Origin of the sequence: Microbacterium thalli (assembly GCF_028737325.1) — a bacterium.
GTDB lineage: Bacteria > Actinomycetota > Actinomycetes > Actinomycetales > Microbacteriaceae > Microbacterium > Microbacterium thalli.
The window spans coordinates 285,833-307,320 of record NZ_JAQZCH010000002.1 but is presented as its reverse complement, the minus strand read 5'-3'; the positions used below and the strand labels follow the sequence as shown (position 1 = coordinate 307,320).

Annotated in this window: 14 protein-coding genes; 11 read left to right on the top strand and 3 right to left on the bottom strand. The window is 70.8% G+C overall.

Going from position 1 to position 21,488, the window contains the following annotated elements; all coding sequences use genetic code 11:
* Positions 1-27: 27 nt before the first annotated feature.
* The 5 genes from PUW82_RS09250 to holA all read left to right on the top strand — a co-directional run bounded on the left by PUW82_RS09250 (position 28) and on the right by holA (position 8,196).
* Positions 28-1,356, top strand: a complete 1,329-nt coding sequence (locus PUW82_RS09250; RefSeq protein ID WP_274222014.1) for an anthranilate synthase component I family protein — start codon at positions 28-30, stop codon at positions 1,354-1,356.
* Positions 1,357-1,408: 52 nt separating this feature from the next.
* Positions 1,409-3,988, top strand: a complete 2,580-nt coding sequence (leuS, locus tag PUW82_RS09245) for a leucine--tRNA ligase (RefSeq protein ID WP_274222013.1) — start codon at positions 1,409-1,411, stop codon at positions 3,986-3,988.
* A gap of 184 nt (positions 3,989-4,172) precedes the next feature.
* On the top strand, positions 4,173-4,781 hold the full coding sequence (locus PUW82_RS09240; protein ID WP_274222012.1) for a ComEA family DNA-binding protein: 609 nt from the start codon (positions 4,173-4,175) through the stop codon (positions 4,779-4,781).
* Positions 4,778-7,093 carry a ComEC/Rec2 family competence protein gene (locus tag PUW82_RS09235; RefSeq protein WP_274222011.1) on the top strand — a complete coding sequence of 772 codons (2,316 nt, stop codon included), beginning with the start codon at positions 4,778-4,780 and terminating at the stop codon, positions 7,091-7,093. Before PUW82_RS09240 ends, PUW82_RS09235 begins: the two co-directional genes overlap by 4 nt.
* A gap of 62 nt (positions 7,094-7,155) precedes the next feature.
* Positions 7,156-8,196, top strand: coding sequence for a DNA polymerase III subunit delta (gene holA / locus PUW82_RS09230; RefSeq protein WP_274222010.1), 1,041 nt, complete (start codon positions 7,156-7,158; stop codon positions 8,194-8,196).
* A gap of 95 nt (positions 8,197-8,291) precedes the next feature.
* Here holA and rpsT read toward each other — a convergent pair whose 3' ends face one another.
* The 3 genes from rpsT to PUW82_RS09215 all read right to left on the bottom strand — a co-directional run bounded on the left by rpsT (position 8,292) and on the right by PUW82_RS09215 (position 14,476).
* Positions 8,292-8,552, bottom strand: a complete 261-nt coding sequence (gene rpsT / locus PUW82_RS09225; protein ID WP_274222009.1) for a 30S ribosomal protein S20 — start codon at positions 8,550-8,552, stop codon at positions 8,292-8,294.
* 117 nt (positions 8,553-8,669) lie between these two features.
* On the bottom strand, positions 8,670-9,407 hold the full coding sequence (locus tag PUW82_RS09220) for an alpha/beta fold hydrolase (RefSeq protein ID WP_274222008.1): 738 nt from the start codon (positions 9,405-9,407) through the stop codon (positions 8,670-8,672).
* Between the two features lie 113 nt (positions 9,408-9,520).
* Complete coding sequence (locus PUW82_RS09215; RefSeq protein ID WP_274222007.1) at positions 9,521-14,476, bottom strand: ExeM/NucH family extracellular endonuclease; 4,956 nt, start codon at positions 14,474-14,476, stop codon at positions 9,521-9,523.
* 222 nt (positions 14,477-14,698) lie between these two features.
* Here PUW82_RS09215 and lepA point away from each other — a divergent pair, with 222 nt between their 5' ends.
* From lepA to PUW82_RS09185, 6 genes are all read left to right on the top strand, one after another.
* Positions 14,699-16,549 carry a translation elongation factor 4 gene (gene lepA / locus PUW82_RS09210; protein ID WP_274222006.1) on the top strand — a complete coding sequence of 617 codons (1,851 nt, stop codon included), beginning with the start codon at positions 14,699-14,701 and terminating at the stop codon, positions 16,547-16,549.
* Positions 16,550-16,575: 26 nt separating this feature from the next.
* Entirely contained in the window at positions 16,576-17,235 is a 660-nt protein-coding gene (locus tag PUW82_RS09205) for a DUF1990 domain-containing protein (protein ID WP_274222005.1), read from the top strand.
* A complete protein-coding gene (gene hemW, locus PUW82_RS09200; RefSeq protein WP_274222004.1) occupies positions 17,235-18,452 on the top strand; it encodes a radical SAM family heme chaperone HemW in 1,218 nt (405 codons plus the stop codon). Before PUW82_RS09205 ends, hemW begins: the two co-directional genes overlap by 1 nt.
* A 75-nt stretch (positions 18,453-18,527) precedes the next feature.
* A complete protein-coding gene (hrcA, locus tag PUW82_RS09195; RefSeq protein ID WP_274222003.1) occupies positions 18,528-19,565 on the top strand; it encodes a heat-inducible transcriptional repressor HrcA in 1,038 nt (345 codons plus the stop codon).
* A gap of 39 nt (positions 19,566-19,604) precedes the next feature.
* Positions 19,605-20,726: a molecular chaperone DnaJ gene (gene dnaJ / locus PUW82_RS09190; RefSeq protein ID WP_274222002.1), complete on the top strand. Its 1,122-nt coding sequence runs from the start codon at positions 19,605-19,607 to the stop codon at positions 20,724-20,726.
* A 4-nt stretch (positions 20,727-20,730) separates the two neighbouring features.
* Complete coding sequence (locus PUW82_RS09185) at positions 20,731-21,459, top strand: 16S rRNA (uracil(1498)-N(3))-methyltransferase (protein WP_274222001.1); 729 nt, start codon at positions 20,731-20,733, stop codon at positions 21,457-21,459.
* The last annotated feature ends 29 nt before the right edge of the window (positions 21,460-21,488 follow it).

The following is a 21,488-nucleotide window of genomic DNA, read 5'->3' as shown; positions in this document are numbered from 1 at the left end:
CCGCCAGCGGCGGCATAGCCTGAGAGTGTGCCCGCGCCCATCGCCGTCCGTCCGCTCGAGGAGTGGGTCGACCCGTCGGCGCTGTTCCCGGGCGTGCCCGACGACCATGCGTTCTGGCTCGACGCGGGACCGGATGCCGCCGATGGCTGGAGCTGGGTCGGTGCCGGCGTTCCCGCCGAACGGCCTGATCCTGTCGTGGATGGGACGGCGCAGCGCGTCCACGACGCGGGCGCCGCGTCCGGACCGTTCCTCGGCGGCTGGGTCGGCTGGTGCGACTACGACTCCGCGGCTGCGGCCGCCGGAGCCCCCCACCGCCGCGATGATGCGGTACCGGCGTCCATGTGGCTGCGGGTCGATCGGGTGGTCGCGTTCGACCACGCCGCGCGCACCGCGTGGCTCGTCGCTCCGGCGGACGAGCTCGAGGCGTTCGCCGACACGGTGGCGAGCTGGCGCCAGGCTGCGGCAGGGCGCGTCGCGGTGGCCGGGTCGCCGCTGCGTGGCGCGGCCGCGGCGCGCGTCCAGCCCGACGCGTACGCGGCCCTGGTCGAACGCTGTCGCGCGGCCATCCGTCGCGGCGACGCCTACCAGCTGTGCCTCACGACGCGGTTCGACGTCACCGCCCACGGAGCGATCGATCCGCTCGAGACCTTCCTGCGACTGCGTGAGACGGCATCGTCGCATCACGGCGGACTGATCCGGTCGGGGGCCGCAGCGATCGTCAGCGCGAGCCCGGAGCGCTTCCTCCAGCTCGACGGGGGAGCGATCCGCACGAGCCCGATCAAGGGCACGCGGCGCCGCGACGGCGGGGACGCCGCGGACCGCGCCCTGGCGCAGGAACTCGTCACGAGCCCAAAGGAGCGCGCCGAGAACGTCATGATCGTCGACCTCATGCGCAACGACCTGCAGCGGGTCTGCGTCCCTGGATCGGTGGTCGTCGAGCGCCTGCTCGAGGTCGAGACCTATCCGACGGTGCATCAACTGGTCAGCACGGTCGCGGGCGCGGTGCGGCGCGGCATCCGCTTCTCCGACGTCCTCGCCGCAACGTTTCCCGCGGGCAGCATGACCGGAGCGCCGAAGCTGTCGGCGATGACGATCCTGCACGAGCTCGAGGGCGGGCCGCGCGGTGTGTTCGCGGGATGCTTCGGCTGGATCGGCGACGACGGCCGTGGCGATCTGGCGATGGTGATCCGGTCCATCCTCGTCGCGGGCGACCGTGCGTACGTGGGCGCGGGCGGCGGGATCACGTGGGGCTCGGAGCCCGAGGCGGAGGTCGATGAGGTCGCGTTGAAGGCGCGCGCGCCGCTCGCCGCGCTCGGGGCGGACTTGCCGCCGCGCTGGCGGGAACGGGTCCGGTAGCCTGGATGGTGCGCTTTCGCGCCCATCTCGCACTTCCCAGATTGGTTCACCCGTGACCGACACTTCGACTGATCGCGCGACCGCGCCCGATTCCGCCGCTTTCGACGCCCACGCCATCCAGGCGAAGTGGCAGCGCGCCTGGGCCGACGCCGATCCCTTCCGCGCCGGCGGCGACGACGACAAGCGCCCCCGCAAATACGTCCTCGCGATGTTCCCGTATCCGTCCGGCGACCTGCACATGGGGCACGCCGAGAACTACCTCTACTCCGACATCGTCGCCCGCTTCTGGCGCCACCGCGGGTACAACGTGCTGCACCCGATCGGCTGGGACAGCTTCGGTCTGCCCGCCGAGAACGCCGCGATCAAGCGCGGCGCCGACCCCCGTGCCTGGACGTACGACAACATCGCGCAGCAGAAGCAGAGCCTGCACGAGTACGGTGTCTCGTTCGACTGGAGCCGCGTGCTCCACACGAGCGACCCCGAGTACTACACCTGGAACCAGTGGCTGTTCCAGAAGCTCTACGAGAAGGGTCTGGCGTACCGCAAAGAGAGCCCGGTCAACTGGTGCCCCCACGACCAGACGGTGCTCGCGAACGAGCAGGTCGTCGACGGCCGATGCGAGCGCTGCGGCAACGAGGTCGTCAAGAAGAAGCTCACCCAGTGGTACTTCAAGATCACCGAGTACGCCGACCGCCTGCTCGACGACCTGAACCAGCTCGAGGGGTTCTGGCCGCAGAAGGTCATCCAGATGCAGCGCAACTGGATCGGCCGATCGGTCGGCGCCGACATCGACTTCGAGATCGAGGGACGGGCCGAGAAGGTCACCGTGTTCTCGACGCGCCCCGACACCCTGCACGGCGCGACCTTCATGGTCGTCGCTCCCGACTCCGACCTCGCCGCCGAGCTCGTCGCAGACTCCTCGGACGAGGTGCGCGCGCGTTTCCAGGACTACCTGCGTACCGTGCAGAAGACGAGCGAGATCGACCGGCAGACCGCCGACCGGCCGAAGACGGGCGTCTTCCTCGACCGCTACGCCCTCAACCCGATCAACGGCGAGCGGCTGCCGATCTGGGCCGCGGACTACGTGCTCGCGGACTACGGGCACGGCGCGGTCATGGCCGTTCCCGCGCACGACCAGCGCGACCTCGACTTCGCGCGCGCGTTCGATCTGCCCGTTCGGGTCGTCGTCGACACCACGGCGCCGGTCACCGGTGCGATGCCCGTGATCGAGCTCGACGAGGACGGCGTGCCCATCGAGCCGGCGTCCGAGATCGACGACATCGATCCGGTCCGCACCGGTGTCGCCCTCACCGGCGACGGCCGGATGATCAACTCGGGGGCCCTCAACGGACTCAGCAAGCGCAACGCGATCACCCGCGCCATCGAGCAGCTGACGGCGAGCGGCACCGGTCGTGCCGCCAAGACGTATCGCCTGCGCGACTGGCTCATCTCGCGTCAGCGCTTCTGGGGTACGCCCATCCCCATGATCCACTCCGACGACGGCCGCATCGTCCCGGTTCCCGCCGACGAGCTGCCCGTGCGTCTGCCCTCCGTCGAGGGGCTCGACCTCACCCCCAAGGGCGCATCACCGCTGGGTGCGGCGACCGATTGGGTGACGACGGCCGACCCCGAGACCGGCGAGCCGGCCCGTCGCGACCCCGACACGATGGACACCTTCGTCGACAGCTCGTGGTACTTCCTGCGGTTCCTGTCGCCGAATGACGCCGGTCAGCCGTTCGCGCCGCGCGAGGCCGACAAGTGGGGTCCGGTCGACTTCTACATCGGCGGTGTCGAGCACGCGATCCTGCACCTGCTGTACGCGCGGTTCATCACCAAGGCTCTCTTCGACATGGGCCAGGTCGAGTTCACCGAGCCCTTCTCGAGCCTGATCAACCAGGGCATGGTCATCCTCGACGGCGCCAAGATGTCGAAGAGCAAGGGCAACCTGGTGCTCTTCCAGGAGGAGCTCGAGCAGCACGGTGCCGACGTCCTGCGCGTCGCCCTCGCCTTCGCCGGTCCGGTGGAGGATGACAAGGACTGGGCGGATGTCTCGACGACGGGCGCCGCGAAGTTCCTGGCTCGCGCGCTGCGCGTGGCGGCCGACGTCGACAGCGAGACGGATGTCGTGTGGGCTGAGGGCGACACCGCCCTGCGCCGCGTCACGCACCGGATGTGGGCCGACGTCCCCGGGCTGGTGGAACAGACGAAGTTCAACGTCGTCGTGGCGCGCCTGATGGAGCTCGTGAACGCGACCCGCAAGGTCATCGACACCGGTGCCGGCGCGTCCGACCCCGCCGTGCGCGAGGCCGCGGAGGCGATCGCCGTCGTGCTCGACCTGTTCGCGCCGCACACGGCCGAGGAGATGTGGGCGATGCTCGGTCACCGGCCGTTCGTCGGCCTGACCGCCTGGCGCCAGCCCGACCCGACCCTGCTGGTCGAGGATTCCGTGACGGCGGTCGTCCAGATCGACGGCAAGGTCCGCGGCACGCTCAGCGTGTCGGCGAAGATCTCGGCAGACGAGCTCGAGGCCCTCGCCCGCGCCGACGAGAAGGTGACGCGGGCGCTCAACGGTCGGGCGATCGCGCGCGCGGTCGTGCGCGCCCCGAAGGTCGTGAGCTTCACCACCGCCTGATCGGCATCGAGGGGCCCGGTCTGCCGCGCGGACCGGGCCCCTCGTCGTCCCGGCGGGGGTCCTCCCCGGCCGGTCGCGTGGGTTCGCATTCTTGCGTCCTCCCCGATCCCGCGTGCCGCCGCCCTCTCCCCAGCCCCCGGGGCCGTGTCCCTCCGGCCCTCCGCGGCATCCTTAGCCTGACGGCGTGACAGGTCGTGATTCTTTGGCCGCACGGCGCCGCCTCGGCGTCGGCGCCGTCATCGTTCTCGTCCTCGCGGCGGCCGGCGCAACGGTTGCGATCGGCATGTTCCGCTCGGTCGCAGCGCCGGTCGAGCTGGTGACACCGGCAGCATCACCGGGTGTCGTCGCGGAGCCGGCATCCGTCTATGTGCACGTCCACGGTGCGGTCGTGAACCCCGGTCTGTACCGCCTCGACGTGGACGCACGCGTGGTCGACGCGGTGGCGGCGGCGGGCGGGCTCACCGACGCCGCTGACCCGGCGGGGGTGAATCTGGCCCGGATGGTCACTGACGGTGAGCAGCTCTATGTGCCGGCCGCCGGGGAGGCGCCACCGCCCGCGTCACCCGACGAATCGAGCAGCGGGGGCGGCGCGGGCGCGAATGGCCCGGTGAACCTGAACACCGCGGATGCCGCAGCGCTCGACACGTTGCCGCGGGTGGGGCCGGCGCTGGCCGAGCGCATCATCGCCTGGCGCGAGGAGAACGGTCGTTTCACGAGTGTCGAGGATCTGCTCGCGGTCTCGGGGATCGGCGAGAAGATGATCGAGGCGCTCCGCGACCAGGTGACCGTGTGAGTGGGCGGACCCACCGCCGCGATCTGCGGTTGCTCCCGGTCGCCGGGGTCACGTGGGCGGCGGCGTTGGTCGCGACCCGATACCCCGGTCTCGCGGCTGTCGGGGCTGCGGCTCTGTGGGGGAGCGCATTCGCGCTTGTCGTGGCGCTGCTCGGCGCTCGACGACGCGTTCATGATGGCCGTCTCGTCCCCGTTCTCGCGATCGCCGCTATCGCGAGCGCATTCGCCGCCGCGAGCGCCGGCCATGTCGCGGTGGCGCATCCCGATCGCGAGCGGGCGGTGAGCCTACCCATCTCGGGCGGACGGTCGATCGTGGTGGATGCCACCGTGACCGGGAAGGTGGAGCGTTCGCCCACCGGATGGCGGTTCGATGCCGTCACGAGCCGCATCGGAGCGGCGGAGGAGACCTCGCACGCGTCGATACCGGTGGTGGTGCGCGCGGCGGAAAGGCCCACCGGGCTCGATATGGGCGCAACCATTCGTGTCACCGGCTCGGCGTTTCCCGCGGAACCCGGAGAGCGTGCCGTCCTGGTCGTGGATGCCGGCCCGCCGCCGCAGCTGCGCGCCCCTCCGGCCGGCATCCTCGCCGTGGCGGCGGGTCTGCGATCCGCGCTCGTCTCGCAGTCGCACACGCTGCCGCAGCCCGGTGCCGGCCTCATCGCCGGACTGGCCGTGGGCGAGACCTCCGCGGTGACCGACGAGCTGGACGCGCAGATGAAGACCGCATCGCTCTCTCACCTCACGGCCGTCTCCGGCGCGAACTGCGCCCTGGTGGTCGGCGTCGCCTTCGTCGCTGCCGCCGGGCTGGGGCTCCGTCGCGGGTGGCGGGTTGCGGCGGGGCTGGTCGTCCTCGTCGGCTTCGTGCTGCTTGTCTCACCCGAGCCGAGTGTCGTCCGGGCCGCGGCGATGGCCGCGATCGCGATGCTCGCGGTGCTGCTGGGTCGGGCGGGAGCAGGGGTCTCCGTCCTCTCCCTCGCCATCGTCGCCTGCCTCGTGGCCGATCCCTGGCTCGCCGGCAGCCTGGGCTTCGCGTTGTCGGCCGCGGCGACGGGCGCCCTGTTGCTCGCAGCCGGCCCTGTCGGCGACACGCTCGCTCGGGTCATGCCGCGCCCGCTCGCGCTGGCCGTTGCGGTGCCGCTCGCGGCGCAGCTGGCCTGCACGCCGCTCATCGTGCTGATCGATCCTCGGCTTCCGGTCTACGCGGTGCTCGCGAATGTGCTGACCGCTCCTGCGGCGCCGCTCGCCACGATCGCCGGGCTCGCCGCGTGCCTGTCGGTGGGGGTGCCCATGCTCGCATCGGGCTTCGCTGCGCTCGCCTGGCTACCGTGCGCGTGGATCGCCGCGACGGCGGGGCTCGTCTCGGTCCTCCCGGGCAATGCAGTGCCCTGGATCGCCGACCTACCCGGCGCCGCGGCCGCCCTCGCTCTCAGCGCTGCCGTGCTCATCGCGCTGATACCGCGCGCTCCGCGGCTCCTCAGACGCCTCGCAACAGGTGTCCTCGCCGCCGCGGCCGGCGTCGGGAGCGGGGTCTTCGTGCTCGCGGGGCCGATTCAGCGCGGGGGCGTTCCCGGGGACTGGTCGATCGCGATCTGCGACGTGGGGCAGGGCGACGCGCTGTTGCTGCGTTCGGCCGAACGGACGGCCCTCGTCGACACCGGCCCCGACCCGGAAGCGCTCGCGGCGTGCCTCGAGCTGTTCGGAGTGGAGCGGCTCGACCTGTTGGTGCTGACTCACTTCGACCTGGACCACAGCGGAGGAGTCGCGGCCGTGCGCGGACGGGTGGAGACCGTCGTGCACGGACCGGTCGGAGAACCCGCCGACGAGGCGCTCCTCAGCGACCTCGTCGGCGCAGGGGCGGCGACGCAGACGGCGTCGTCCGGGATGTCGGGGGTGCTCGGCGATGCGCGATGGCGTGTGCTCTGGCCGCGCAGCAGCGGGGTCGCGTACCCGCCCGGCAACGACGCGAGCGTCGTCCTGACGATCGAGGGCGGCGGCATCCCGCGCTCGATTCTGCTCGGCGACCTCTCGGAAACGCCTCAGGTCGCGCTCTCACCTGCGGTGAGGGGCAGTTTCGACGTCGTGAAGGTCGCCCACCACGGCAGTGCGGATCAGTCCGCGGGGCTCTATCAACGCATCACCGCGCGCATCGCGCTGATCAGTGTCGGCGATAACGACTACGGCCATCCACGGGCCGAGATCCTCGACGTCCTCGTCGGCACCGGCGCCGCGGTCGTCCGGACCGACCGCTCGGGGGCCGCTGCCGTCGCGGAGACGCAGCGCGGGCTCGAGCTCTGGCGCCAGCGTCCCGGCTGAGTCCAGTGGGCCGGGTGACGCCGTCGGCAGGCGATGTCACCGGTGCCGATTAGGCTGGGAACATGCCGCCGAGTACCCGACGTCCTGCCGCCCGTGGCACTGCGAAGTCGGCCATCCGGCAGCTGTCGTGGCGGTCACCCGAGCCTGCTCCGATCGTGCTCGTCGCCGGTCCCGAAGAGGTGTGCGCCGAGCGGGCGATCGCCGGCCTCCGCGACTACCTCAAGGCGGAAGACCCGAGCCTCGAGGTGTCCGACGTCCGCGCCGACGACTACGCCGCAGGCACGCTTCTCGGCATGGCGTCGCCGTCGCTGTTCGGCGAGCCCCGCCTGGTCCGCGTCGCCGGCGTCGAGAAGTGCTCCGACGCCTTCCTCACCGAGGCGCTGGCGTACCTCGAGAACCCGCAGGACGGAGCGACCGTCGTGCTCCGGCACACCGGCGCCAGCGTCCGCGGCAAGAAGCTCCTCGACGCGATCCGCGCCGGAACGGGCGGTGGCGTGGAGATCGCCGTGCCGGCGATCAAGCGTGACTCCGACAGATTCGATTTCGCCGCGGGGGAGTTCTCGTCCGCGGGCAAGCGCATCGCGCCCTCGGCGCTGCGCACACTCGTCTCGGCGTTCGCTGACGATCTCACCGAGCTCGCCGCCGCGTGCCAGCAGCTCATCTCCGACGTCCCCGGCGACATCGGTGATCAGGTCGTCGAGCGCTACTACGGCGGTCGGGTCGAGACCACAGCGTTCGCCGTCGCCGACACGGCCATCGCCGGGCGCTACGGCGAGGCCCTGCTCACGCTGCGCCATGCGCTCTCGAGCGGGGCCGACCCGGTGCCGCTCGTCGCGGCGATCGCGTCGAAGCTGCGCACGATGGCACGCGTCGCCGGAACCCGCGAGTCGTCGTCGGCCCTCGCAGCACGTCTCGGCATGAAGGACTGGCAGGTCGACCGGGCCAAGCGCGACCTCGTCGGATGGACCGAGTCCGCTCTCGCCACCGCCATCCAGGCTGCTGCCCGCGCCGACGCCGAAGTGAAGGGCGCCTCTCGCGACCCGGTTTTCGCGGTCGAGCGTCTCGTCACGGTCATCGCGACCCGCGCGCCGTACGGGTCCTGACGCCACCGCGGGCGCGCCGCCACCGAGGCGTGGCATCGCAGCAGCAACGAAGAAGGCCCGCCCCGGAACGGGACGGGCCTTCGGAAAGCGACGGCTCAGAGAGCGGCGACCTTCTTGGCGATGGCCGACTTGCGGTTCGCAGCCTGGTTCTCGTGGATGACGCCCTTGCTGACGGCCTTGTCGAGCTTCTTCGACGCGGTCGCCAGAGCCTTCTCAGCGGCGGCCTTGTCGCCAGCGGCGATGGCCTCGCGGGTGCGACGCACCTCGGTCCTCAGCGCGCTCTTGATCGCCTTGTTGCGCTCGCGCGCCTTCTCGTTGGTCTTGTTGCGCTTGATCTGCGACTTGATGTTCGCCACGTTCGACGTATCTTTCGTTCGGAGTTTTTCGGTGGATGTGCCGGGCGGCAGTAGAGGGGTGCCACACGGCGGTCGTGTGAGGGAGGAACCCACACGGCAAGCCGAATTCCGAGTCTATCAGGTCGCGTCGCGGGATCCGGTATCGGCCATCCTGGCAAGCGCCAGATCGAGCACGGCGTTAAAGACCCGCGGCCGCATCGCAGTGACCAGGTGGCTCGTTCGTGGGACGACGATCAACTCCGCCGCCGGCGCCAGCTGTGAGAACAGTCGCTCGTTGACCCGCAGCTGGTCGTACTGGCCGTTCACGAACCACGTCGGCACGTCGATGCGGCGCAGTGCCGCGAGGAGGTCGAGGACCGACAGGCTCGCGAGCGCGGCATCCTGTGCGTCGTACGCATAGCCGCCGGCGCCGAAGTCGGGGCGGGTCTCGACCGGGAGCGTCCGGTCGAGCACCCAGTCGGTGATGCGCTGTCCGCGTCCGGGCAGGCGGTCGAAGCCGAGCGCGAGCGCGCGGTAGACCGCGAGACCGAACCCTCGAGGGATCGCCGTGCAGGATGCCGCGATGAACGCGGACACCGGCGGACGCTCCTCGTTGCCGACGTACGCGGTGCTGAGCAGCCCACCCATCGAATGCCCGACCAGCAGCACCGGCCCGCGTTCGGCGGCACCGCGCACGGCGTCGTCGATCGTGGCGAACGCCCCGTCGAGGGTGAACGTCTCGGACATCCGCGTCCCGTGACCCGGCAGGTCCACAGCGTTCACGGCGACGTCACGGTCACGCAGATGTGCAACCTGCGCGCGCCACATGGTCGCGGACGTCCGGATGCCGTGGACGAGCACCACCTGAGCGGTCATGCCCCCACTCTACGAAGCCGAAGCGGTGCATCGCCTGGGCGAGCGGGCAGGACGGCGACGAGTGAGGGCGGCCGGTTTCCCGACCGCCCTCACTCTGCTCGCGTATCGCGGGCTCAGCCCTCGCGGACCGTCGGCCGCCGCCGCGTCGCCGCGAACACACCACCGGCGACGAGGAGCATCGACGCGGCCAGCAAGGCACCCAGCGGCGTCTCGGCGCCGCTCACCGCGAGCTGTCCGGCTCGCACGACGGTGAGTCCGAACTCCAGCGGCTGCTCACCGGCCGCCGTGATCCGCAGCGTGTGCGCCCCCACGGCGAAGTCGGCGGGGATCGCGATCCGGAAGGAGGTGACGCCGGATGCGTCCGCCACCGGGATGCCGCGCACCACGATCGGGTCGCTGAACACCGTGGCGCCGATCTGCTGGCCGGGCTCGAGGCCCGAGACCCGCACATCGACGAACCCGCCCTGCTCGACTCGGGTCGTGGAGAGCTCGACCTGCGCCCACGCCCCAGTGCCGGGGTCGGTCCCCGGCTCGGTGCTCGGCTCGCCGATCCGAACGGGGATGGCGACCGTCGTCTCCGTGGCATCCGTCGTGAGGGCGAGCTCGGCGGCGCCGTCGGGGAGGTTCGCCGGGAGCGGCACGGACACCACCGCGCTTCCGCCCGCGACCGGCGCGGACGCGATGACCTCGCCGCCGAGCGAGACGTCCACCGCCCCGTTCTGGGGCGCGCCGAGGCTCGTCATGTCGAGGTTCGACACGGTGAGCTCGAGCGTCGAGCCCGCAGCCGCGGTCTCGGGGACTCCCTGGACGCGGACGGCGTGCTTCGTGAACGAGGGGGCGACCGGCTGCTGCTCGCCGAGGTATTCGATCCAGGCCTCGTGGTCGAGGAAGCCGGTGTCGACGTAGTCGGTGCCGGCGGCGAAGGCGCGGAAGTTGTCCCCCGAGCCGGATGCGAGGAACGAGAGCGTACCGATGCGGTACTCGGCGTCGAGATCGAGCGGTTGTCCGTCGACCGTGACCGAGGTGATCCGGCTGCCCTCCGGGCGGGTGTCGTCGAACGTGTAGCTCACGTTGTCGGACAGGCCCAGCTGCAGGTAGGGACGCGACGGCACGTTGCCGTCTTTGTCGCGCTGCCATTGCTGCTCGAGGACGCGCACGAAGTCGGCACCGGTGAGCGTCACCAGCGCCATCGTGTTGTTGAACGGCAGCACGGCGTATGCCTGACCCCACGTGATGGTGCCGTCCGGCACACCCGCTACCGCGTTCGCGCCGAACTCGGCCTGGGTGTCGAACAGGTCGGCCCGCAGTCCTCCCGAGTTCGTCACGCCGATCTGTGCGCCGTTCGGCAGGTTCGCGAGGTTGGAGCGGATGGACTCGGCGACGAGGTTGCCGAGCGACGACTCCGCCGCACGGTTGTCGCGCTTGCCTCCGGCGTAGACGCCGTCGACGTAGGCGCCGCCCGAGTACGCGCTCGTGATGTCGGCGGAGATGGTCGCCACCGGGCGGTTGCCGACCTCGGCGAAGTCCGCCAGCGCGCGCTGGACGATCTCGTTGACTTCCGCGACGCGCGGGTGGGTGGCGATCAGCTCTGCGGCGGGCGTCTTGGTCTGCCCGACGTTCTCCTGCGTGTGCGACAGGACCGCTCCCGTACGCGGGTCGACCGAGAGCACGATCTTGCCCACGAACTCACCGTACGAGCCGGTCTGCACGACCGGACGCGTGCGGTCCGTGCCGGGGATCGGCGCGGACCACGCGTACAGCTTGTGGGTGTGCCCGGTGAAGATGGCCGCGACGTCGGGGGAGGTCTCGTTCACGATCCGGTCGAACACCGCACTGTCGGCGACGGCGTCGGCCAGGCTCGCGTCGGAGGCGTTGTCGGCAGCGCCCTCGTGGTAGACCGCGACGATCACGTCAGCCTGCTCGCCCTCGCCGTCGGTGAGGTCGGCCGTCACACGGTTCACCGCTTCGACGGGGTCGCCGAACTCGAGACCGGCGATCCCGGGGCCGCTGACGAGCGACGCGGTCTCCTGCGTCACCACGCCGACGACTGCCACCGTGAGCCCCTGGGACTCGATGAGCTCGTACTCGTCGAGCTGCGGCTCACGGGTGCCGCTCGCGTAGACGTTCGCGCCGAGGTGCGAGAAGTCCGCGCTGGGGATGACGCGGTCGCCCAGGTCGGCGAAGCCGCGGTCGAACTCGTGGTTGCCCACGGCGCTCGCGCGCAGCTCGAGCGCGTTGAGCACGTCGATCGTCGGTGCGTCCTGCGCCAGCGACGAAGCGGGGAGCGAGGCCCCGATGTTGTCACCGGCCGACAGCAGGATCGCCTCCGGTGCGTCGGCGCGGAGCTCCTCGATGGTGCCGGCGAACCCGACCGTGCCGGGAATCTCCGGCTGCGCCTTGGTCTCTCCCACGGCGGGCTTGGGCGGCGTGATGCCCGCGATGCGTCCGTGGAAGTCGTTGATCCCGAGCAGCGTCAGATCGATCGGTTCGACGGGGGCCGAAGCTTCCGCCGAGAGGCCGACCTTGACCGGATCGTGGTCCGATGAGCGGTACGGGCCGCCCTCGTGGAAGTCCACCGGGAAGGAGTTGTACCGGCTGTACTCCAGGAAGATCGACTCGCCCGCGTTGATGTTCCACACATCGGCGCCCGTGGCACGGTCGTAAGCTGCCTCGTTCATGAGGACGTGGTCGAGCGAGCCCGAGAGCTCCTGGAACACGTAGCTGGTGTCGGTCACGTCGAAGGCGATGCCCGCGTCGACATATCCCGACTCGTAGAAGACCTGCATCGGGTCCTCCTGCGAGTAGGCGTTGAAGTCTCCCGCCAGCAGGACCGACTCCACGTCGCCCTGGATCCGCTCCACCCAGGCATCGAGGGAACGGGCCTGGCGCACCCGCGACTCATTCGACGCGCCCTGGCCGTCACCGGCGTCCGCGTCTCCGGCCCAGGGGCCCGCCGAGCCCTTCGACTTGAAGTGGTTCACCGCGAAGAGGAACGGCTCGCCGCCGTCGACGGGCTCGAAGGCCTGAGCGATCGGGGCCCGTGCGTTCTGGAATGCCTCACCGGCGTCCGACTCCGTGCCGAGCGCGCGGGCGTCACCGACGCGTTCGACATCGCTCGGCTGGTAGATGATCGCGTTCGTGATGACGTCGCGCCCCGCGGCATCCGGGAGCTCGTCCGAAGACGGCACGAACGCCCAGCGCTCCGTGCCGGCCGCGGCATTGAGCGCCGCGACGAGGGACGCGGTCGCCTCGTCGGCCCGCTCGCCGAGGCGTGCGGAGTCCTCGATCTCCATGAGACCGACCACCGAGGCGTCGAGCGCGTTGATGGCGGCGACGATCTTCTCCTGCTGACGTTCGAAGGATGCCGCATCCCATGCGCCGCGCTGGTCGCAGCCGCCCCGGACGTTCGTGCCGTTGCCTTCGCGGTCGGTGTAGGCCTCGCAGGAGGTGTCCTCGACGCCCAGCGTCGTGAAGTAGTTCAGCACGTTGAACGATGCGACCGAGACGTCACCGCCGACCTCCGCCGGCCGGGTGGTTCGGGTGTTCTCGACGGTGATGTCGTCGTCGCGGTTCTCACCGGCGACGATGTACCGTACGGGGCTCAGTTTCCACGCATTGTTGCGATAGTCGAGGATCACCGGTGCATCGAACGCCACCGGTGCGCCGACGCGGATGGGGTCGGCGGTCGAGATGTACGGCGGCGTGGCACCGGCCGCGCCGAGGTTCGTCGACGACCCGTCGTCGAGGACGACCCGCCGGGCGGCGTTGTCGGCGGCGACGGCCGCCGCCTCGGCGGAACCGGGGCGAGCGACATCCGTCGGCTGGCGGAGCGGCTCGGTGCCCGTCGCAAGCACGAGCTCGCCGAAACGGTTGAGGTTGTAGTTGTCGGCGACGACGAAGTCGCCCTGCGGCTGGATGAGCATCGACTCGAGCGACTGCCGCTGTGCATCGTCGGTCGTCCACGCGACCGTGGCGGGGAGAACCGGCGCCGCAGCGGCTATCGCGGTAGCACTGCCGGGGCCGACGGTGAGCTGCGTCAGACCGAAGTAGTCACCGACGACGCCGGTGACGCGCACCGTGCTGCCGAGCGAGACCTCTCCGACGGCCGCGGGGGAGTACACGAAGACGGCGTCGGACGCCCGATGCGTCGCCACGTCGATCGCGCCGCCGGTGCCGCCCGTCTGGATGACGTACCCGTTGTACCCGCCCGTGGGGTAGTGCGCCGTGACGATGCCCTCCGTCGTGACCGTCTGTCCGGCCAGGGGTGAACGGCCGCCCGTTCCCTGGATGTCGGCGATGGTGACGACGGCGGGTTCCGCGGGCTGCTCCGGCTCCGTGGGCTCCGTGGGCTCCGTGGGATCCGTGGGCTCGGCCGGCTCCGTGGGATCCGTCGGCTCGGCGGGCGCAGCGCCCCGCGGCGTCGGAGCGCCGACGCGGAAGTCGGCGCCGTTGTCGCCCGTGTTCGTGGCGTCCGCGTCGCGCGCAACGCTCGTGCTGTTGGTCGTCGCCGGCGCGGCAGTGCCCGCGAAGTCCGTCGCGGCGCCCCAGCCGACGACGTCGACGACGTTCTCGAGGGCAGCCACACCCGTGGCGCCGACGATCGGATCGGTGCCGCGAACGAGCGCGACCTTTCCGCCGGTCCCGCTCATCGCGATCGTGCCCTCGACGTCAGCGGCGAAGCTCGGCAGATCGCGGTTCGTGCCGAACGCCTGGCCGACCAGCAACGAGCCGCCCGGGGCGATCGCCTCGCCGCTGAGCGAGGTCGCCTGCCAGCGCGATGATCCGGCGCCGCCGGCCGCCGAGGTGTACTGGACACTCCAGCCGTCGAGCGAGACGGCTGCATCCGAGGTGTTGCGCAGCTCGATGAAGTCGCGGTTCAGCGGCGCACCGCTGTTGCCGCCGCCCCCGTAGATCTCGTCGATGACGACGGCCGCGTCGGGCGACACGGCCGCCGTGGCGGGCATCGCGCCGAGGCTCACACCTCCCATCGCCATCGCGAGGGCGGCGCTCGATGCCGTCCATCTCTGCCACGGTCGTCGCGCGGGCGCGACGGGGTCTGCTGTGATCACGGTGCTCTCCGGGGGAAGCGGACCGGGCGCGGTGAGTTCGCGCAACCGCCGGCCGCCGCACTGAGCATTCGACGCGATCGACGTGTTCGGCAAGTAGCGGGATGGTTAATTGTTTTTCACCCGACGGATTGCTGGCGTGTCCGGCATCCGACGACGTATTCTCCCGCGCGTCGAACGGCCGCGGGTGTCGAGCGTCGGGGCCCCGGGTAGACTTCCCAGGACATGTCTCCGCGCGCACTTCAGCCGCTCGCGCCCGCCGCCACGCCGCCCGAGCAAATCCGCAACTTCTGCATCATCGCCCACATCGACCATGGCAAGTCGACCCTCGCCGACCGGATGCTGCAGATCACCGGCGTTGTCGCCGACCGCGATATGCGTGCCCAGTACCTCGATCGCATGGACATCGAGCGTGAGCGCGGCATCACGATCAAGAGCCAGGCCGTCCGGATGCCGTGGTCGAAGGACGCCGGCACGTTCGCCCTCAACATGATCGACACGCCCGGCCACGTCGACTTCACCTACGAGGTCAGCCGCTCCCTCGCCGCGTGCGAGGGTGCTGTCCTGCTCGTCGACGCCGCACAGGGCATCGAGGCTCAGACCCTCGCGAACCTGTACCTCGCGCTCGAGAACGATCTGCAGATCATCCCGGTCTTGAACAAGATCGACCTTCCCGCCGCTGACCCCGAGAAGTACGCGGCGGAGCTCGCGAACCTCATCGGCGGCGACCCGGCGGACGTGCTCCGCGTCAGCGGCAAGACCGGCATGGGCGTCGAGGATCTGCTCGACCGCATCGTCGACCGCATCCCCGCGCCCGTCGGCGACCCTGCCGCCCCGGCACGCGCCATGATCTTCGACTCGGTGTACGACGCCTATCGCGGCGTCGTCACCTACGTCCGCATGGTCGACGGCAAGCTCGAGCCGCGCGAGCGCATCCAGATGATGTCGACGCGCGCGACGCACGAGCTGCTCGAGATCGGTGTGTCGAGCCCCGAGCCGATCCCCACGAAGGGTCTGGGCGTCGGCGAGGTGGGCTACCTGATCACCGGCGTGAAGGATGTGCGTCAATCGAAGGTCGGTGACACCATCACCAACCACCGCAAGCCGGCGACCGACGCCCTGCCCGGGTACACCGACCCGAAGCCCATGGTCTTCTCGGGTATCTACCCGATCGACGGCAGTGATTACGGCGACCTGCGCGAAGCGCTCGACAAGCTCAAGCTCTCTGACGCTTCGCTGCAGTACGAGCCCGAGACATCGGTGGCGCTCGGCTTCGGGTTCCGGTGCGGCTTCCTCGGCCTTCTGCACCTCGAGATCATCACCGAGCGGCTCTCGCGCGAGTTCGGCCTCGACCTCATCACGACCGCACCGTCGGTGACCTACGAGGTCGCAACCGACACGGGCGAGACGGTCGTCGTGACCAACCCGAGCGAGTACCCCGACGGGCGCGTCGCGGAGGTGTCGGAGCCGGTCGTCAAGGTCGGCATCCTCGCCCCGAAGGACTACGTGGGCACGGTCATGGAACTGTGCCAGTCGCGTCGCGGAACGCTCCTGGGCATGGACTACCTCAGCGAGGACCGCGTCGAGCTGCGGTACAACATGCCCCTCGGCGAGATTGTCTTCGACTTCTTCGACCACCTCAAGTCGCGCACGCAGGGCTACGCCAGCCTCGACTACGAGCCGGCCGGGTCGCAGACCGCCGACCTGGTGAAGGTCGACATCCTGTTGCAGGGCGAGAAGGTGGATGCCTTCAGCTCGATCGTGCATCGTGAGAAGGCTTATGCGTACGGCACGATGATGACCGAGCGGCTGCGCAAGCTCATCCCGCGTCAGCAGTTCGAGGTGCCCATCCAGGCCGCCATCGGTGCGCGCATCATCGCGCGCGAGAACATCCGCGCCATCCGCAAGGACGTTCTCGCGAAGTGCTACGGCGGTGACATCACCCGTAAGCGCAAGCTCCTCGAAAAGCAGAAAGAGGGCAAGAAGCGCATGAAGATGGTCGGGCGGGTCGAAGTGCCCCAGGAAGCCTTCATCGCGGCGCTCTCGGGCGACGTCGAGGGCAAGGACAAGAAGTAGTCCCCACCGGATCCACGAGGAGAGCGATGCATCACCGACGCGGGACCTTCCGTGACGAGACCGTCGACTACGCGGCGGTCGGGGCGACCCGGGCTCACGACCTGATGGCCTACCCGCCCGAGCGCAGCATCCCCGCCGAGGACGCGTGGCGCATCGGCAGCGGACAAGCGCGCTTCGACACCGCCGCCGACCTGCTGATGTCGTGGAGCGCGCTGCGCGGAGCGGGCCTGCGCGTCACCGACGTGCGACCGGCGTCCGGCCCCATGTACACGGGCGTCGCGTTCGACGACGAGGGCAACGCGGTCGCTCCCAGCAGCCTCGAGCACGAGCAGCGCTTCGACGCCGACGGCACCCCGTACGTCGGAGCGGGCACGACGCTGCGCGTCCACGGCCGGGTCGCGGGGCACAGCGCGGACGGCGAGCTGCGCGTGATCTTCGTCGACGAGGAGCCGCGCCGCGTCGCGTTCGCCCTCGGCACGGTCGACGGCTCCGTCGTCAGTGGCGAGGAGTCGTTCCTGCTCGAGTGGCGCGACAACGACGAGGTGTGGTTCGTCGTGCGCGCCTTCGACCGGCCCACCGCGATGCTGTACCGGATGCTGCCGGCCTTCGTCCGCCGCCGCCGTCGCCTGCTGTTCCAGGGTTACCTGCGCGCGATCTCGCCGTTGTACGCCACCCCCGGGTCCTGATGGGTTCAGCACTGCCCCTCGGCGATCCCGCTCCCGCCGACGGAGCTCTGCCCGACGACCTCGTCGTCTCGCCCGACATCGACTTCGGCGTGTACCTGCACGTGCCGTTCTGCCGGGTGCGCTGCGGGTACTGCGACTTCAACACCTACACCGCCACCGAGCTGCGCGGAGCGCGCCAGGACGCGTACGCCGATGAGGTGTTGCGCGAGATCGCGCTGTCGGCGCGGGTACTCGACACGCGCGGTTCCCGCCGCCCCGCCGCGACCGTCTTCTTCGGTGGTGGCACGCCGACGCTGCTGCCGCCGGGGGACCTCGCGCGCATGCTCGCCGGCGTGCGCGACACCTTCGGCATCGCGCCGGGGGCCGAGGTCACGGTCGAGGCCAACCCCGACACGATGACGCCCGCGGTCGCTGAGGAACTCGCCGGGGCCGGAGTGACGCGCCTGTCGATCGGGATGCAGTCCGCGGTGCCGCACGTGCTGGCCGCGTTGGATCGCACGCATGACCCCGCGAACGTGTCGACGGCGGTGTCGGCGGCGCGCTCGGCGGGGCTGGACGTGTCGCTCGACCTCATCTACGGCGCGCCGGGGGAGAGCCTCGCGGACTGGCGTCGATCCGTCGAGACGGCCGTCGCTCTCGCGCCCGATCATGTCTCGGCGTACGCCCTGATCATCGAGGACGGGACGAAGCTCGAACGCCAGATCCGGCGCGGCGAGGTGCCGGCTCCGGACGACGACCTGCAGGCCGACATGTACGAGACGGCCGACGCGTTGCTCGCGGCCGCGGGGTACTCCTGGTACGAGGTGTCGAACTGGGCGACCTCGCCGGATCAGAGGTCGCGCCACAACCTCGCGTATTGGCGCGGCACCGACTGGTGGGGCTACGGGCCCGGTGCTCACAGCCACGTCGGCGGTCTGCGCTGGTGGAACGTCAAGCACCCCGCGGCCTACGCCCAGCGCCTCGCGATGGACGCCTCACCCGCGGCGGGCCGGGAACGACCGGATGCCGCGGCTCGACGCCTCGAGTCCGTGCTGCTGCGCACCCGCATCGTCGACGGCCTGCCCGTCGCCGAGCTCGAGGAGGAAGGCCGGCGCAACGTGGCGGCGCTCATCGCCGACGGCCTCATCGAGGGAGCGGCGGCGGTGCGCGGTCGGGTCATCCTCACGCGTCGCGGTCGTCTCATGGCCGACGCCGTCGTGCGTGCGCTCACCGAGTGAGTCCTGGCGGCGATCCCACCTCCGTTCGCGATAGAATTGGCACTCAGCTATAGCGAGTGCCAGCGAGGAGGTGACATGGTCTCGGAACGCGGACTGCAGGTGCTGCGAGCGATCGTGCAGGACTATGTCGATACCCGCGAGCCGGTCGGCAGCAAGTCGATCGTCGAGCGGCACGCTTTCGGCGTGTCTGCGGCGACGATCCGCAACGACATGGCTCTGCTCGAGGACGAAGACCTCATCGCGGCGCCGCACACGTCGTCGGGTCGCGTGCCCACCGACAAGGGCTACCGCGTCTTCGTCGACCACCTCGCGGGACTGCGTCCCCTCAGCTCGGCGCAGCGCTCGGCGATCGCGACCTTCCTCGACGGGCCGTCGGACCTCGACGATCTGCTGGTGCGCACGGTGCGGGCGCTCACGCAACTGACCGGCCAGGTCGCGATGGTGCAGTACCCCTCGTTCGCGCGGGCTCAGGTCTCGCACCTCGAGCTCGTCGACCTGGGCGGCGGACGGCTCGTCGTGATCGTGGTGACCGACACCGGGCGGGTCTCGCAGCGGGTCGGCGTCGTGCGGACCCTGCTCGACGAAGCGCAGTTCGCCGTCGCGAAGGCGACGCTGCGGGCCGCCGTGACCGGCAGCTCGATCCGTGACGCGTCGCAGGCGGTGTCGGCACTGGCCGAAGGCCAGTCCGCGGGCGATCCCATCGGCGAGGCCGTGCGCGAGATCGCCCGCATCCTCGTCGAAGAGCTCGAGACCTTCCGGCAGGACCGGCTCGTCATGGCCGGCACCGCCACGCTCGCCCGTCGCGAGGCCGACTTCCGCGGCAGCATCTACCCCCTGCTCGAGGCGATCGAGGAGCAGGTGACGTTGCTGCGCCTGATGGGCGAGATGGTCGCCGACGAGCGGGGAGTCGCCACCCGTATCGGCCGCGAGAACGAGGCCTTCGGGCTCTCGGAAGCGTCCGTCGTGACGAGCGACTACGACGTGCCGGGTTCGCATGCGCGCGTCGGTCTCATGGGGCCGACGCGCATGGACTACCCGACCAACCTCGCGACGGTCCGTGCCGTCGCTCACTATCTCAGCCGGCTGCTCGAAGACGACGAGAGCTCCCGCTGACCGTATCCATCCACGCCCGCACGGGCGGAAAGGCGATCCGTGGCTGACCACTACGAGGTCCTGGGCGTCGCGCGCGACGCGTCGCCCGACGAGATCAAGAAGGCGTACCGACGCCTCGCGCGCGAACTGCACCCCGACGTCAATCCGGGGGAGGACGCTTCCGAGCGCTTCAAGCTCGTGACGCACGCCTATGACGTGCTCAGCGACCCTGAGCAGCGGCAGCGCTACGACATGGGCGGCGACGCCGCCGGTGGTTTCGGCGGCGCCGGCGGATTCGGCGGGTTCAGCGACATCTTCGAGACGTTCTTCGGCGGAGGAGCCGGCGGCGGTGGGCGTGCCGGACGCCCGCGGTCGCGGCGCGAGCGCGGGCAGGATGCCCTCGTGCGCGTGACGCTCGAGCTGGGGGATGTCGTCTTCGGCGTCCACCGCGATATCGAGGTCGACACGGCCGTCCTCTGCGACACCTGCCAGGGCTCGTGCTGCCAGCCGGGAACGCAGCCGGTGACGTGCGACGTCTGCCACGGTGCGGGCAACGTCCAGCGCACGGTGCGCAGCCTGCTCGGCAACGTCGTCACCTCTCAGCCGTGCAACGTGTGCCAGGGCTACGGCACGACGATTCCCTACCCCTGCACCACGTGCCAGGGGCAGGGACGTGTCCGCGCCCGCCGCACCGTCTCGCTCGACATCCCAGCCGGCGTCGAGACCGGCCTGCGGTTGCAGCTGCCCGGCTCCGGCGAGGTCGGCCCCGCGGGCGGTCCGAACGGCGACCTCTACCTCGAGGTCACCGTCGAACCCCACGACGTGTTCAGTCGGGAGGGCGACGACCTGCTCGCGACCCTCGAGGTGTCGATGCCGGACGCCGTGCTGGGTGCGACGACGACGATCGAATCCCTCGATGGATCGGTCGAGCTCGAGCTGAGGCCCGGCGTGCAGTCCGGTGACGTCCTGACGATCAAGGGCCGTGGCATCACGCCGCTGCGGGGTTCCACCCGCGGCGACCTGCGAGTCGGCGTGCACGTCGTGACGCCCACGCGTCTGGACGCGAAGGAGCGCGCGCTCATCGAGGAGCTCAAGCGGCGTACGAAGGCACCCGCGCCGCACCTCGCGGAGTTCCACCAGGGCATGTTCGCGAAGCTGCGCGACCGCTTCCGGAACAGCTGAGCCGGTGGCGCTGCACTTCGTCGTCGATGCGCCGCTGCAGGCGGGCGTGGGCGAGACCGTCGACCTGACCGGGGCCGAGGCGCATCACGCGGCGGGCGTCCGCCGGGTGCGCGCGGGCGAGACCGTGACGGTCGGCGACGGCGCGGGGGTGTGGGTCACGGGCGAGGTGGCGTCGGTGGATCCCAAGCGCGTGAGCGTCATCGTGCGCTCACGCGTCGAGCAGCCGGCGCCCGCCCGGCGCGTGACCCTCGTCCAGGCTCTGGCCAAGGGCGATCGCGACGAGTTGGCGGTGCAGGCGAGCACCGAACTCGGCGTCGACGGCATCGTGCCCTGGCAGGCGGCGCGCAGCGTCTCGCGATGGGCGGGACCGAAGCTCGAGCGCGGCGTGCAGCGCTGGACGACGATCGCGCGCGAGGCTGCGAAGCAGGCGCACCGGCCGTGGCTGCCGGCGGTCGGCGCCCCCGTGACGACACGCGAGCTCGTCGCGCGCGCCGAGCACACCCGCATGCTCGTGCTCGAACCCACCGCCACCGAGCGCCTGAGCGAGGTCGATCTCGGCGACGGCGACGTCGATCTGGTCGTCGGGCCTGAGGGCGGCATCTCGCCCGAGGAGCTCGACGAACTGCGCCGCGCCGGCGCCACTCTCGTGCGACTCGGCGACACAGTGCTGCGCACGTCGACGGCAGGCCCCGCCGCGCTCGGCGTGGTCAACGTCGCCTGGGGGAGATGGTGACGCTTCTCGCCGTCCCGCGCCGGTCCGCC